This window comes from uncultured Dokdonia sp., from assembly GCF_937910895.1.
GTDB lineage: Bacteria > Bacteroidota > Bacteroidia > Flavobacteriales > Flavobacteriaceae > Dokdonia.
Genome location: NZ_CALEMI010000050.1, coordinates 26156 through 40952, shown reverse-complemented (window position 1 = coordinate 40952; position 14797 = coordinate 26156). Strand labels below are relative to the sequence as shown.

Below are 14797 nucleotides of genomic sequence, written 5' to 3'. Positions count from 1 at the left end.
TTATACCTCCTGCCTGCTGGTAGGCAGATTTGCGAAAGCATAGAAAAAATTTGTTAAGAGTTTCCTTTCTAAGAAAAGGAGACCAAGGGGTGTATTATTAGTGAAACGCTGTTTCGTAAAGTTTGAAAGACACATACGAAATAGTTAGCTGAACTAATAACAAATCATATTTTGAATGTAAATACGGGTAATTTTGAATGATTTGCTAAGTCCTCGCCGATACTTCCATTAAAAAAATGAGCGAGACCTTTCCGCCCATGTGTTGGGATTGCTAATGCATCTGCTTGTATTTTTTTTGCATAATCAAATATGGCTTGCTCGATACTATACCCATTTAAATAGACGACTTCATTGGGATGTATAGTCGCATCAAAATCTGCAATAGAAAGAAACTCTTCAGCTTGTTCTTGTATTTGTGTTGTACTCCTAAAACTAGTACCAGGTACGTTTACATATACCAAATCTACAGCAGCCCCTATGCGTTCAAAAAACTGCATTGCTTTACGATACACAAGTATGTTTTCTGTCTTAAAATCACAAGCAAAAACCACTTTATGTATTGTAAAATCTGATAGATGTTCTTTGATGACGAGTACGGGTACTTCTGAAGTTCGCACGACTTTTTCTGTATTAGATCCCACAAATATTTCTGAAATTCCTGAGCTTCCATGAGAGCCCATCACAATTAAATCGGCTCCTTGATCTTTTACAACTTCATTAATCTCATTAAAATCTTTATAGTTCTGCACGATTTCAGAAACAGTCAATCCCTCTAGAGAAATTCGTGTTCCTAGAATGTTAAACCGTTTTTCTGCGAGTTTCATATAATATATAGCTTCTGCAACTTCTTCATCTTCATTTTTTGTAAGGACCGCCTGAGACAATCCAAGCATGTGCAGTAAGATGATTTCTGCGTCATGCTTTTTAGCAAAAGAAGCAGCAACCTCTAGAGCGTATTCTGAATAATTTGAGAAATCAACGGGAACTAAAATCTTTTTCATAGTATTATTTTTGAAAATATTAATGAGAGATGATTGATTGCTTACGCTTTTTGAGTTGCTTCTCTATATCTGAAACCGTGTTTTTTACGGCAACTTGGTAGTTTTCTTCTGCAGAAGAAGCATAGAGGCGAGTACCGGGAAGACTCATTTCAATTTCACAAATACATTGATTACCTTTGGAATCATTTGCTTTTTTTACAAAAACTTGTGCTTTTATAAGCCAAGGATATTTTTTAAATAGAGGTTCTATTTTGGTGTGTATGTATTGTGTAAGTGCTTCGCTCGTAGCAATTTTTACAAATTGTATCTCAATAGTCATGGTCTTTATGGGTTTTAAATGTGTCGTTTAAAATTAGTAGACGTATGCTTCAAAAACTATGACATGAATCATAAAATAGTGCTCTATTGTCTAACAGCGAAGCGGTCTTATGTCTTCACCAGACATTACTTTTTAGATATTAAAACGTGTACACGATTCCCGCACTTATGGTGATGAAGTCTATAGCTAGTGTTTCTTCTATAGTATTTATAATCACTTTAGCGTTTGATGCAGGACGATACCGTATTTCAGGAGCAAATACCCAATGTTCAAACACAGGAATTTGAACACCTGCTCCAAATTGCCAGTTCACTTTGAATGTTGTTTTTTGATCATGAGCAACGTTATCACTAGTAATACGTATCCTACTGTATATGGTACCTGCACTTAGGTAATACCCAATTTTACTTTTATTAAAAGGAAGTCGCAAACGCCCTCCAAGAATATATCCACTTTGATTGAAGTTGATGTGATCTTCATCAAATTGTTCATTAGTATCAAATTGACTCCAATGCACGCCTGTATAAAAAGTCAAATGTGGCAATACATCATACGTAGCTTCTAGTTCTAATCCATTACCAACTCTAATGCTCGTATCCATAAAAGATGAAGTAGGGAAGTTGAGTTGAGGTCTAAAAGCGACACTCCAGCGCTCTTGCGCTTGAGCACATAGGGTAGTGATTGAAATAAATAATATGTAATAGATATTTTTCAAGTGAAAAGAAGATTTTGAAACGAATTAAAATGATATGGCTTTAGTAGTATACTACGAAAGTAGGATTCTAATCACACGAAAAAAATGATCTTTATCAGCTTATTTCAAACGTTTTCTATGTATCACTATATGATGCTTCTCATTTTTAATAGAATACTTTAAGTCTATATTTAGAGGATACCATCTTATAGACTTTAGAAATAGTCTTCCTTACGTTAATTTGTATTTTTAAATAAAAAACAAAAATGGATGATCTGACGTATTCCAAGTAGATAAGATTGTATTTTAGAAATATTAAAAGAGATGTATATGAAAGTTCATGATTTTACCTCAAAAAAAACCGTATTACAACGATTTATAGCACAATTAAGAGATCAAGAAATCCAGAAAGACTCGCTACGTTTTAGAATAAATATTGAACGGATAGGACATATTCTTGCGTATGAGATGAGTCAACAGCTCTCCTATATAACACATACAGTAAAAACCCCTTTGGGAATTAAAGAGATGTTTTTACCTAAAGAAAACATAGTCATTGCCGCTATATTGAGAGCAGGTTTACCTTTACAACAGGGGGTTGTCTCTTGTTTTGATAACGCTGAGCAAGCTTTTATTTCTGCTTATAGGAATCATCCGGATGCTGACACTTTAGAGATTGTTGTAAAATATCTTGCAGCTCCTTCTTTAGAAGGTAAAACACTCATCTTATGCGATCCTATGCTTGCCACGGGACATACGCTTGAAAATGTATATCTAGCCCTCAAAGATCACGGCACTCCAGAAAGCATACATATTATAAGCGTTATAGGTTCTCATGAGGGCGTGAAGTATATTCAAGATATTTTTCCCGAAAAGACACACTTATGGATTGCTGCTATTGACGAAGATTTGAATGATGAAAAATATATACTTCCTGGTTTGGGAGACGCTGGAGATTTATCGTATGGGATGAAATTATAAAAAAATCCTGAAGTACTTAGGCTATAAAATCGATAAAGTCACTTATTTACAGCTAGTTTTTAAATACGGGACAAGTAGTTCTTATGTCTTAGTCGCACACAACTAATCGTTTTCCTTTTTTTCTTCCTGCTTTCTTTTTAAGGTCTCTTTTTCTTGTTTCTTAAAATATCTCCTGAAAAAAATAGAATGTTTGAGTGCTTCCATATTCTCATTAAATTTTGCGGTACCTTCTTTTATATGTTGCATCGTACTATCAATATTCTTTACAAGAATCTCATCTGTCGTTAGATGGTGTAGAGAGCCTTTGCCATTAACAATACGAGTCATTATGGTATCCAGAGAGGCAGTTACTTTCTGTATATCTTGACTTGCTATTTCTACGTTTTGGATCATCGTTTTTACTTTTTGCCCTTGGATACTATCTGTAAGTAATACGCCAGCAACGCTATGTTCCATATCGATACGCTCCAAGTTTTTTGATAATTCACGAGTCATCAGGGAGATATTTGCAGTGGATGTCTTCAAATTTGTGATGGTACTCTTCAGATCATTTGATATTTCTTTATCCTTTAGTAAGGAAGTGATGGTTCCACCTCCGTGTAATATTTCGGTAGTCACTTTAAGCAAATCGGAAGAGAGTAATTCTAAGTTTTGGTTGGTCGCATTAAGAGTTGTGAGCATATTATCTGTACTTATACGACTATAACTTTCAATGGTATCACCAGAGATTACTAGAGGTGATTCCCCTTCTCTAGGAATGATATTTACAATCATGTTCCCTACCAATCCATCAGATCCTATCGTCGCTACGGCATCTTTTTTAAGGAATTTTGTCATGCTTTCTTTGAGTAACATTTCTACCAAAATAATAGTATCAGATTGCATTTTAATTGCATGAACGGTGCCTATATCAATTCCAGAATACCGTACATTATTCCCTAATTGTAACCCATTTACATTGGTGAATTTGGTATTGATTTTTATATTGTTTGAAAAAATATTTTGTCTATTTCCTATGAGGTATAATACGATCACAAGAAGTAGGGTGCCAACTATTACAAAAACCCCTAGTTGTACTTTATTTTTAGAAGATTTTTCCATAAGTCATATTTATTTAAAAAACATTTTAATTTTTGGATCTTCAGAAGAAGATAATTCAGAATAGGTTCCTTCTGCATAATTAATACCATCTACCAGTAAAATAATTCTATTAGAGATCACACGAGCACAATCAACATCGTGTGTGATGATGAGAGATGAAGTGCCATACGTATTTTGAATATTTCGCATTAATTGTATGATTTCTTTTGCGGTAATAGGATCTAGCCCCGTAGTTGGCTCATCATACAGCATGATAGTTGGTTTCAAGATCAATGCTCTGGCTAAAGCGACTCTACGTTTCATTCCTCCTGACAACTCTACGGGCATTAAATCTATAGCATCTAGTAACCCCACATTTTCTAATGCTTCGTGTACAAGGTCTTTTGTGCTTTCGCGAAAGCGTAATTTATCTCGATGCCTACGTAAAGGAAATTCTAGATTTTCACGTACCGTCATCGAGTCATACAAAGCGCTACCTTGAAATAAAAATCCAATCTCTGTGCGTAAAAAATCTAATTCTTTTTGCCCTAAAGCGGTAATATCCTTATCTCGGATTTTTATACTTCCTGAACTCGCTTTCATCAACCCTACCAAGCATTTAATCATCACAGATTTTCCAGAACCCGATTTCCCCATGACCACTACATTTTCTCCAGGATATAAAGACAAATTAAACCCATTAAGTACTTGATGATCACCAAAGCTTTTATACAAATTTTTGATTTCTAGAACGGGTGATATGTTAGTGGTGGTTTCCATTAAATTTCAAAAAAGATATCTGATATAAATACAGCAATAAAATCGACGATAAACAGTAGCATAGAAGCGTAGACAACTGCAGAGTTGGATGCTTCTCCAACCCCTAAGGTTCCTTTTTTACAATGATAGCCTTTGTAACATCCAATAAGACCTATCACAAAACCAAAAAAGAATGTTTTTATCGTGGCAGGAAGAATATCTCCAAAGGATAAGGCATCAATCACTTTATTAAAATAGAGTATAAATGAAACACTTCCCTTTGAATATTCGACCAAAGAGGATCCTATAAGAGCGATTGCATCTCCAAAAATAACCAATAAGGGAAGCATTAATGTGGTGGCTGTGATACGTGTTATTACTAGATATTTAAAAGGATTTGTTCCTGATACTTCCATAGCGTCAATTTGCTCCGTCACACGCATCGAGCCAAGTTCTGCCCCGATACCCGAACCAATTTTTCCCGCGCAAATAAGGGCTATAACAACAGGTCCTATCTCTCTTACAATAGAGATGCTTACCATAGAGGGCATCCAAGAGGCAGCTCCAAATTCTAATAACGTAGGCCGCGATTGAAGAGTGAAAACAAGCCCTAGTATAAAGCCAGTAACGCCAACTAATAGAAGCGATTTATTCCCGATCACATAGCATTGTTTTAAAAGCTCGCTAGTTTCATAAGGACTTTTAAAGATTTCTTTAAAATACCTCAAAGCAAAATAAGAAATATCTCCAATCTCAACCAAAAACTCACGTAATCGTATGGGATATGTAATTTTAAACTGCATAGACCAAATGTAATTTCAGATACCGATCATAACTATGATATTAATCAGGTATAAAAGGGGGTATGTGATGGCACGCTTTCGCGAAAGCGTATGACACATTCTTTAATCTTTTAAAAAGAGAGTTGGTTTCTCAATGTTCAAAATCAGTTCATCAACTCCTGTATTTTTTATAATTCTGGATGTGAAAGAAATAGGTCTTGTACTAATTACATTGGCGTCTGCGTGTAAAACCTCATCTACCACCTGAAGTTGTTTACCCTTATCATCTGTAAGATGTGAGAGATGAAAATAAGGAACGTTCTTTTGATCAAAATCTTTTGTAATCTGCTCCACCTCTTCTTTTTTAAATAAAGGTTCTGATTCTGAAAGCCTTAATACAGCTACTTTGATGGGTTTTCTATCTATAATTTTAAAAGCTTTATCAAAAATATAACTAGAATACACATTCTTCTGATCCAATACTAAGAGTACATGATGTATAGGCGTATACTTATAATTGTCAGGGATAATAAATACAGGGCAATCTACTTTGCGTACCACACGCGTACTATGACTTCCAAACAATCGCTCTATAAAATCGGACTGTCCATTAGAGCCCATTAAAACACAATCTATATCATAGGCTTTAACAGCTTGCTTTATAGCATCTGTAAATACATCGTAGTCTACAAGGGCTGTAAAGGTATAATCTTCTTCTGGATACGTATTTTCAAGATATGCTATCTTTTTTTTAAGCTTGCTTTTTGAAGATGATAGTATAGTGTCATAAATCGTTTCATCTTTAGATGCTGTCATTAAGTTATCTGTTGTATACTCCCATACTTTAACAATATTTAAAAAATAGAAATGACAAGATTGCCCGCTAAAAAAGTTCATAGCATAGGTCGTAGCATTTATAGAATACGATTCAAAGTTTGACAAAATGAGGATGTTTTTCATAATGGCTTCGGTTTATCACCCAAAACTATGTTTGAAATGTGATGAAAGCTATGATAAATATCAGTTATGAGTTGGAATGAAGCTTGGTAGTAAAGATTTCTTATGCTAAGAAGAAGAAATATCTTTTGTGAAAAATTGATGTATTAATTCTTGTAGTCACTTAAATTTATTTTTAAGAAATAGGATAAGAGCTATCCAAATCAATGTGAAATTTAAGTATTAAAATATAATCAGTACTAGTGATTTTTGAAAACAAGTATTTATACGGGTTTCTTTTTAATCATTAGGTTCTAACTTGAAAGAATCTGAATTTAACATAATGCACTATAATCAAATAATTGATTTTAAGTATTTTAGATTGAATAAATAAGTATAGTCTCTATGAAAACTACTGCTAAGATTACGTGTATTGTATTACTAATTCTAAATATTCAGTTCTTAAAAGCGCAAGAGGACGCATTGAAAATTCTCCCCAACGGCAATGTAGGTATTGGAACTTCTACACCTAGGACTCCATTAGAAGTAAAGGGCACAATCAAATCACAAAACCTCGTTTTGAATGATTCTCTAACTGCAAAAACAGGAAATTTTGAAGGAACAATCCGAGGAGAAAATCTCACGTTGAGTGATGCGCTAACTGCAAAAACAGGCAATTTTACTGGAAATGTGACTATAAATAATGCATTTATAGGTGATGTTGGGCATGGATTTGATTGGGCTTCATTTTCTCATAAAAATGCTACAACGACAGCCAGTTATGGATTCTTGCATCATAAGGAAGGTATTTATTCTTTGATAAACATAAAATCGGGGGATGGATATATTGGATTTCGAGCTGACAATGCAGATAAAATGGTAATACGGCCTAGTGGGAATGTAGGTATCGGAACGATTAATCCTAAAGCTACACTTCAAGTAGAAGGTAACATTGTTGCAAACACGGTGAACGGAGAAAAACCTCCTATGATAATTAATGTGGGTACTAAATCTATTACTAATAGTTGGCAAGCTGAAAATAGGGATATTGAATCACTGTGTGGAGATGCAGATGGCTGTACGATGAAGATATTTTTTCAAGTAGTGAGTAATAGAGATGAGGTACGTACGATTACAGAACAAATTTATATAGAACAACCAGATAAGTCGAATAATAAAAATCCTGGGCTACATGGATATACACGGCAGTTAGGTACTGGAGACAGTGGGTTTGTGTTAAACACCGCCACTAAGTATGATATCATTCCTCATCCTTGGAATTGGCTCTATGTACGTAATTATGGAAATGCAAGCATTCCAAATCTTCCACAAGGAGTATATAAAGGATACAATGTACAGTTTTTGGTTCCTCCCGGCATAAATGCTACAGTCATCATATACGATAGGTAATTTTAAAAAATTAGAATAGGCGAAAACCGAAAAGCCTTAAAAGAGTAGGTGTCATTATTAAATAAGTCATTAAATTATGGAAGATTTTATTATTTATAATATAAGTGGAATTGAGATAACTGTTAGTTTTAATAATCAACAGGTACAGGTGAATGGAGTTCATACATCTCCAGAACCAGTATATCAAATCGCTACTGGGCAACCTATAACGGTCTCTTTTGCGAATGCTGCAATAAATCCTATAGTAGTGAATGCACCAGCTGGTAATGGACAAATTACACTGCTTGTACAACCTAGTCCAGCGGGAGACAATCCTGAAGTAAGGTTTCAGATGTTTTAATAGTTTTATCTCACAAATTGAAAAATAGAACCCGCAGACTAAATTCTATACATACATTTAATATTCACCATTTTAAACAGAAATATCATGGCAATTACAATTACAGAAATTAGAAATTTAACAAATACCGCAAGTGATCCCATTACAGATGTAGCAAAACTGAAAAATTTTAAACCGCAGGATAATTTTGCTACCACGATTATAAATGAGAGTGACACACATGCGGATTGGGGAGGTTTTGCACCAAATGATAATATTCAAGTCACTTGGAATAATGGGGAAAAAGCTGTGTATAGAGGCGTAGGTGGCTCCATCAAGTTAACAGGTGCAACTACTGCAAATAAAGGAATTGTTACAATTAGTGGCTTGTCAAATGCTTCAAAATACAGTGTTGGTTTAAACGGACAAATTGAGATAGGACCTACGCCCGCAGAAGCTCAAAATCCACCAGTAAGTGTCAGTGTACGTATAGGAAACATCCCAACACTATCAAATCCTAGTGGAGATATGTTGATTGACTTTAGTGACAAAGAAGATGGAGCGCCAGGTACTAGTATCGAGTTAAGAGCACTTATAAATTGGATCCAAGGACAAACAGGCGATAGTGGGGCAGATATTCAAATTCCAGAAGTGAATGGTGAAGATGGAAAAGAAAAAGATCTTAAAAAATTCCGTGTCCTATTTAATGCTTTTCACTTTAACATTACCCAAAAAACCTTTGACTTTGATGTGTCATCAGAAGATGGAGACACTATTACCTTTGGGAATTTTACCATTAAGAAAGTAGGATTCAGAGTCACCAATGAAGCTGTTTCTTTACCAGTAGCATCTGTACCTACAGAAGAAGAGTAAGAATCATAGGAATCCAAATTAATTAACAATTAGAATACATAATAAGTCCTGTTATTTATAAATATTTAGTACGCTTTCGCGAAAGCAAAAACAGCTACAGTCTCTATAGTTGAAACATTTATTTACGTACTAAATAAGCATAGATAATATATTATTTATTTTTATATGTCAACATCAAAACCGTTTCTTCTTGAAATTACTGGGCAGGCAGATTTCCATCTAGGAAATCCTGCGGCTCCTTTGGGTGTAGATATTGCTATTGGGTACCGAAAACGTATTCTAGAAGATAATGCAACAGAAAGTGTCTTATTTGCTTCATTAGCGGCCGTAAAGAAAGGAGGAATTGGTGTTAGAGATATTATTAATTCAACAGCCCACGGTGATCAAGAGATACCTGACATTCTTGATAGTGTTACATTTAAGAAGTTCTCGGTAACCTACGGAAAAGGAGACACAAATGCTTCAAAGCTTACCATTGCATTTGATTGTAAAATCACCATCAATGAAAATGAATTTGATGCCGCTATTAGCATTGAGTATGATAAAACGAATGCTTCTGCTCCCTCCTTTACATTCAAAGGTATTATAAAGATAGGTACACATCATTTTGAAATTCAATTTGTGAAGCAAGACAAAGCGTGGTATGTCTTTGCTGGATATCTTAATACAGGAAAGGTGACGATAGATCTTAAGGAAATAGCGGCAGATCTTTTTGGAAAAGAGACGGTAAAAAACCTCCCTGAAGTATCATTTACACTAGACACTTTTAAAGCATTCTTCCTCTACAAAAAAGAAGAAAAAGACTCCAAGTTGCTCTTCGGAATGGGAGCAAATCTATCGTTAGATCTTTCAGATTTGCCTATGGCAGGCCCTATATTAACTCGTGGAAATTCATTTGCTTTTAAAGAAGTATTAGCCATATACGCTAAAGGCAAATTTTTAAAAGAAGAACTACAAACCTTCAAAATAATCCCGCAGGTTGATCTTGCTTCTGGTTTTAATATTACCACAGAATTGCAGATTAATGGTGTCCTAGAGCAGTACGCAATTAACGGAGGAAGTTCTAGCCAACAAGAAGAGGCGTCACAAGAAGAAACAGCTCCAGAAGCATCTACAGAGGCCACTAGTATCCAGCCTTTAGGCGGGGCTATTTCTTCAAAAGCCAAATGGAAAAAGCTTGATAAAAGAATAGGGCCTGTTCACCTCCAACGCATAGGCTTTGCTTATGACGATGGTAAAGTTATTTTACTATTAGACGCGTCTATGACTATGATTGGTCTGGGTGTGCAATTAATGGGTTTTGGACTAGGATTTAAACTTAAATGGCCTCCAGAAATTCCTGATTTTTATCTAGATGGTTTAGGACTTTCGTATAGCAGACCTCCTATAGAAATTTCAGGCGCCTTTTTACATTCGACAAAGATGTATAATGGCAAAGAAGTAGATGAGTACAGCGGAGGTGCTATTATTAAAATCAATACATTTTCTATCTCAGCCATAGGTGCTTATGCTGAAGTTGAAAATCAAGCCTCCTTGTTTATTTATGGTGTATTTGATGGTCCCATAGGAGGTCCTGCTTTCTTTTTCGTCACAGGGATCGCCGCAGGTTTTGGCTACAATCGAAGAGTAAATGTTCCCTCTATACATGAAGTGGCGACCTATCCATTAGTAACACTAGCGATGCAGCCTCAAAAGAGTGGCGGATTACCAGAAGTATTACAATTATTGGAAACCCCGATGAATAATGGAAAGAAACCTATAGAGATTTCAGTAGGGGATTTCTGGTTGGCAGTGGGGATTAAGTTTACTTCTTTTAAGATCATAGAATCCTTTGTATTACTCACCGTTAATTTTGGAACACAATTGGAGTTTGCCATTTTAGGACTATCACGATTAATCTGGCCAGAAAAATCTATTGCTCCAGAACCTATCGTTTATGTAGAACTAGCTATTCTAGCGCATTTTGGACCAGGAAGTGATGTCATTTCTGTAGAAGCAGTACTCACCCCAAACTCTTATGTACTCTCACCAGATTGTAAACTCACTGGAGGATTTGCTTTTTATACATGGGTCAGCGGACCTCATGAGGGAGATTTTGTCATTACTTTAGGAGGGTATCACCCTAAGTTTATAAAACCCGCACACTATCCTAATGTACCACGGGTAGGCTTACATTGGAAAATAGGAAAATTTTTATCGATAAAAGGGGAATTATACTACGCATTAACATCCTCTGCGATCATGGCAGGAGGCCGATGGGAAGTATTATTTAATACATCGGTAGTCAAGGTATCTATTATCCTTTGGGCAGATATGCTTATTGCCTGGGCACCTTTCCAATATGCTATAGATATTGGAATCACCATACGTATAGAAGCCCGTATTAAAATTTTATTTGTGCGCATACATTTCAATTTTGAAATGGGTGCACAATTACATATTTGGGGGCCACCGTTTGCAGGAGAAGCTTATGTAAATTGGACTATCTTTTCGTTTACCATTCCTTTTGGAGATGGTAATAAAAAGGCACCTGAGCCCCTAGAGTGGCATGCATTTTCTAAAGGGTTTATCCCGCAAGTAAAACAAGAGATATCAAAGAAACGCTTAAAGTCTAGCGATACTCAAAGAGCTCCTATTTCCAATCCGGATCCTATCAATATTACAATTAATAATGGATTGATAGCGGTAAAAGGAAAACACAAATTCCCAGTAATCAACCCACAACAACTTGCTATTGCTGTAGACTCCTTTATTCCAGTAACTACCTTAAAATACAACAACAAAGAAGCTTCTGCTGATACATTAATGACATCGGCTCATAAAAATAGCATCTATAAGGAACGTCATAAAGAAATAGGAATCAGACCTTGTCGCTTTACGGCTCAAGAGATGAATTTTAACATGAATGTTACAGTGTCTTTAGGTGGTAAAAGTATGGAGATGCGATTAAGAGGTATTGCCAAAGGAGTCGCAGAAGCCTTGTGGGGAGCAGACAAATCAACAAGCAGTAATGCCAATCCAGGGACTGCCAACATTATGAGTAATGTCCTTACAGGAGTAACACTGCTTCCACCACTAGTACCTCAAGTAGCACAAATTAAAGCGTTTGATTTTTCACTATTAGTCGATGTATCAAGAGCCTCATTCCAATGGAGTTTTACGCAACGACAACTAGGTGCTGCTTTTCAATCGTTTCAAGTGTTAGGATATTTTGATACGGTAAAAAATAAGCCAATAGAAGGTGTGATACAACAAACATTTACAGCAGTTAAAAACGAGCGTCAAGAAATCTCATCAGCATTACGAGGAATTTTTGGAGATGATTTACCAGACATACAAGAATCAGAAATGACCGATATCATAGCACAAGGATCATCCTATTTTAGAGCAATCCCTGTACTTGTCGAATTAGGAGAAATACCACAATTTTCAACAGATGTAACCGAATAAATTAATGAGCGAAATCACCAAAATAGTACAATGTTTTTTACCTCCTATGGTTGCAGGAGTATATCAGGTTGGTGTAAATCAAAATATTCTTAGAAATAAGACATCCGTACAGGAGATTACAAAAACGTTTGATTTTGGAGTGGATGCCGCTCGCTTTACCCTAAACGCTACAGATATTTACTCGGTATATCCACCTGCCAACAGATCTGGTAACTATACAGGGCAATTACCTCATGTCATTTTTTCCAGAAGAACACTTCCTTGGGAGCGAACTATAGACGGGAAGCCTCCCGTATTTCAACGAGAAGACACGCCTGAGGAAAAACAAAACCCAAAAGTTTCACAACCCGTTCCTTGGATGGCATTATTACTTTTTGATGAAGACGAGATGCAATCCTTAAAAATCAATTTGGGAAGCGTACAAGATCTTCTTACGCCTTCATCTCCAGATACCATAACGCGCCCTGAGATTGTTAAAGAGTCCGCTTTCGCGAAAGCGGAATTAACATTAATGGAATGGGAAAATGAAACCGATGGCTGCTTTACTATTGATATCACTAAAGAGCAGTTTGAAAACTACATTCCTTCTATGGAAAGCCTTTCTTTTTTGGCGCATGCCAAGGAAGTCTCTATCAAACATAAAGATAAAGAAGGTATTGTGGATACTGAACCTGAACATGATACAGGACTATTTTCTGTATTGGTAGGAAATAGAGTACTGACTTCAGGAAAAAGTCATACTGCGATTGTAGTATCTCTGGAAGGCTATGCAGATTATTTGGAAGGCGCCGTTAAAAAGAAGTCCATTCCAACAGGAAATACCGTCCGATTAGTTGCTTTGGCACATTGGAATTTTGACAATTCAGGAGAAGCTAACTTTTTACAATTGGTCAATGGTATTGAGATGAAGCCCATGAAAATTGAGCAACCTACTGAAGTAGCTAAATTGAAAACCTATTTTGAATCTGGATATGCGCCTTTAGGCCATGTAACACGTGCAGGCGCTACAACCATCTCTTGGTATCAAGGACCGTTTGTCCCTCGATTATCTCCAGCCACTTCAAAAAAGATCTCCTTTACAGCTTCAGATGGTGCATTGCGTTACGATAGAACGACAGGATTTTTTGACGTTTCTTTTGCAGCGGCATGGCAATTAGGACGCATTCTCGGACTACAAAATCAAGAATATGCCAAAGCTTTAGGCGCTTGGCGATTAGCACAAATACAGCAGGAGGCTGAAAAGTCCCAAAGAGATACGATTAATAGTATTATTAATAATCAAGAAGGTATTTCTATTAAGAATAAATTGATTCAGTTTTTAGGGGAATCAACAAGTAGTACGGAAAAAATAGAACCCAATACAACAGCAGCCATTCCAGAAGAAGTACACTCGTTTTTAACCGAATTATATAAATTGAACGGTGTTCCTTTTTCTTATCTCGTACCGCATGAATTTTATTTAGAAAAAGAACATCTAGGAAAGGAGCGACCCTATTCAGGAACGATGGCTGTATTTTATCTCGATCCAAACTGGATAGAAGCACTTCTTGATGGCGCATTAAGTATTGGAAGGTTAAAAAATACAGATAGTATTCTAGAGCAGGTGATTAGTGAAGGACTTATTGATGGATACGTAGATCAAAAATCAAAAGAAAATACAAAAGATATTGATGTAAGAGTACTTAATGTAACAGGCTTTTTACTGCGTTCAGACATAGTTTCAGGTTGGCGGGGTCTCGAAATACTAGCGTATGACATCGACAATAATCTACTTCCTGCACTTCGATTTGAACGAATAGATGACGATATTTTTTTAGGTATCTTTAATGGTAATATTGCTTCTATAACCGTTAGACAACCGTTTGAAGGACTTCATTTTGGGGTTAAAATGGATGCCAATTCTCCAGAAGCTACTCTTTATCAAAAAAATCTAAAAAATGAAGACGGATCTAATTTGGAGATTATGGATGGAACTGCCGATGTGACCAGCGAACTCAATAATGGCTTGATCAAAAATGATATTATAGACATTGCAGGACTCGCCAGCCTTATGAAACAAAAGTTGACTGCCAAAGATTGGATAAAGATGGATGAGGACAAAGAGGTTCATTTTACAGCTGCAGAATTTGCCTATCAAATGGTAGATAGTCCTGTAAAACGTGAAATCACCATAACTATGAACGTTAGTTAAAA

Annotated in this window: 13 protein-coding genes; 6 read left to right on the top strand and 7 right to left on the bottom strand. The window is 35.9% G+C overall.

Translation table 11 applies throughout. The features are described from left to right. Positions 1-164 precede the first annotated feature (164 nt). The 3 genes from Q0505_RS05885 to Q0505_RS05875 form a co-directional block, all read right to left on the bottom strand. The gene (locus Q0505_RS05885) at positions 165-1001 is read right to left on the bottom strand and encodes a universal stress protein (RefSeq protein WP_299210135.1); all 837 of its coding nucleotides are present in this window, start codon (positions 999-1001) and stop codon (positions 165-167) included. Positions 1002-1020: 19 nt separating this feature from the next. Beyond that, positions 1021-1320: an HPF/RaiA family ribosome-associated protein gene (locus tag Q0505_RS05880; RefSeq protein ID WP_299210133.1), complete on the bottom strand. Its 300-nt coding sequence runs from the start codon at positions 1318-1320 to the stop codon at positions 1021-1023. 139 nt (positions 1321-1459) lie between these two features. After that, the gene (locus Q0505_RS05875) at positions 1460-2035 is read right to left on the bottom strand and encodes a porin family protein (protein WP_299210131.1); all 576 of its coding nucleotides are present in this window, start codon (positions 2033-2035) and stop codon (positions 1460-1462) included. Positions 2036-2344: 309 nt separating this feature from the next. Here Q0505_RS05875 and upp point away from each other — a divergent pair, with 309 nt between their 5' ends. Continuing rightward, positions 2345-2995: a uracil phosphoribosyltransferase gene (gene upp / locus Q0505_RS05870; protein WP_299210129.1), complete on the top strand. Its 651-nt coding sequence runs from the start codon at positions 2345-2347 to the stop codon at positions 2993-2995. A 102-nt stretch (positions 2996-3097) separates the two neighbouring features. Here upp and Q0505_RS05865 read toward each other — a convergent pair whose 3' ends face one another. The 4 genes from Q0505_RS05865 to Q0505_RS05850 all read right to left on the bottom strand — a co-directional run bounded on the left by Q0505_RS05865 (position 3098) and on the right by Q0505_RS05850 (position 6576). Beyond that, positions 3098-4096, bottom strand: a complete 999-nt coding sequence (locus tag Q0505_RS05865; RefSeq protein ID WP_299210128.1) for an MlaD family protein — start codon at positions 4094-4096, stop codon at positions 3098-3100. Positions 4097-4105: 9 nt separating this feature from the next. Next, positions 4106-4855: an ATP-binding cassette domain-containing protein gene (locus Q0505_RS05860; protein WP_299210126.1), complete on the bottom strand. Its 750-nt coding sequence runs from the start codon at positions 4853-4855 to the stop codon at positions 4106-4108. Then, positions 4855-5637 carry an ABC transporter permease gene (locus Q0505_RS05855; RefSeq protein ID WP_299210124.1) on the bottom strand — a complete coding sequence of 261 codons (783 nt, stop codon included), beginning with the start codon at positions 5635-5637 and terminating at the stop codon, positions 4855-4857. The genes Q0505_RS05860 and Q0505_RS05855 overlap by 1 nt, the downstream gene beginning before the upstream one ends. A 102-nt stretch (positions 5638-5739) precedes the next feature. Continuing rightward, the gene (locus tag Q0505_RS05850) at positions 5740-6576 is read right to left on the bottom strand and encodes a universal stress protein (RefSeq protein WP_299210122.1); all 837 of its coding nucleotides are present in this window, start codon (positions 6574-6576) and stop codon (positions 5740-5742) included. A 381-nt stretch (positions 6577-6957) separates the two neighbouring features. On the opposite strand from Q0505_RS05850, the gene Q0505_RS05845 reads away from it, so the two are divergent. The 5 genes from Q0505_RS05845 (at position 6958) to Q0505_RS05825 (ending at position 14795) form a co-directional block, all read left to right on the top strand. Then, complete coding sequence (locus Q0505_RS05845; RefSeq protein ID WP_299210120.1) at positions 6958-7962, top strand: hypothetical protein; 1005 nt, start codon at positions 6958-6960, stop codon at positions 7960-7962. 148 nt (positions 7963-8110) lie between these two features. Continuing rightward, positions 8111-8302 (top strand): hypothetical protein, encoded by a 192-nt coding sequence (locus Q0505_RS05840; protein WP_299210117.1) that lies wholly within the window; start codon positions 8111-8113, stop codon positions 8300-8302. 87 nt (positions 8303-8389) lie between these two features. Further along, positions 8390-9154 (top strand): hypothetical protein, encoded by a 765-nt coding sequence (locus tag Q0505_RS05835; protein ID WP_299210115.1) that lies wholly within the window; start codon positions 8390-8392, stop codon positions 9152-9154. Between the two features lie 165 nt (positions 9155-9319). Beyond that, on the top strand, positions 9320-12604 hold the full coding sequence (locus tag Q0505_RS05830) for a DUF6603 domain-containing protein (RefSeq protein ID WP_299210113.1): 3285 nt from the start codon (positions 9320-9322) through the stop codon (positions 12602-12604). Between the two features lie 4 nt (positions 12605-12608). Beyond that, a complete protein-coding gene (locus Q0505_RS05825) occupies positions 12609-14795 on the top strand; it encodes a hypothetical protein (RefSeq protein ID WP_299210111.1) in 2187 nt (728 codons plus the stop codon). The last annotated feature ends 2 nt before the right edge of the window (positions 14796-14797 follow it).

Bases quoted from the DNA above. Each gene is read 5' to 3' on its own strand.
- Q0505_RS05855 (WP_299210124.1), bottom strand. From the start codon at position 5,637: ATGCAGTTTAAAATTACATATCCCATACGATTACGTGAGTTTTTGGTT.
- Q0505_RS05830 (WP_299210113.1), top strand. From the start codon at position 9,320: ATGTCAACATCAAAACCGTTTCTTCTTGAAATTACTGGGCAGGCAGAT.
- Q0505_RS05885 (WP_299210135.1), bottom strand. From the start codon at position 1,001: ATGAAAAAGATTTTAGTTCCCGTTGATTTCTCAAATTATTCAGAATAC.
- Q0505_RS05865 (WP_299210128.1), bottom strand. From the start codon at position 4,096: ATGGAAAAATCTTCTAAAAATAAAGTACAACTAGGGGTTTTTGTAATA.
- upp (WP_299210129.1), top strand. From the start codon at position 2,345: ATGAAAGTTCATGATTTTACCTCAAAAAAAACCGTATTACAACGATTT.
- Q0505_RS05845 (WP_299210120.1), top strand. From the start codon at position 6,958: ATGAAAACTACTGCTAAGATTACGTGTATTGTATTACTAATTCTAAAT.
- Q0505_RS05835 (WP_299210115.1), top strand. From the start codon at position 8,390: ATGGCAATTACAATTACAGAAATTAGAAATTTAACAAATACCGCAAGT.
- Q0505_RS05860 (WP_299210126.1), bottom strand. From the start codon at position 4,855: ATGGAAACCACCACTAACATATCACCCGTTCTAGAAATCAAAAATTTG.
- Q0505_RS05880 (WP_299210133.1), bottom strand. From the start codon at position 1,320: ATGACTATTGAGATACAATTTGTAAAAATTGCTACGAGCGAAGCACTT.
- Q0505_RS05825 (WP_299210111.1), top strand. From the start codon at position 12,609: ATGAGCGAAATCACCAAAATAGTACAATGTTTTTTACCTCCTATGGTT.
- Q0505_RS05850 (WP_299210122.1), bottom strand. From the start codon at position 6,576: ATGAAAAACATCCTCATTTTGTCAAACTTTGAATCGTATTCTATAAAT.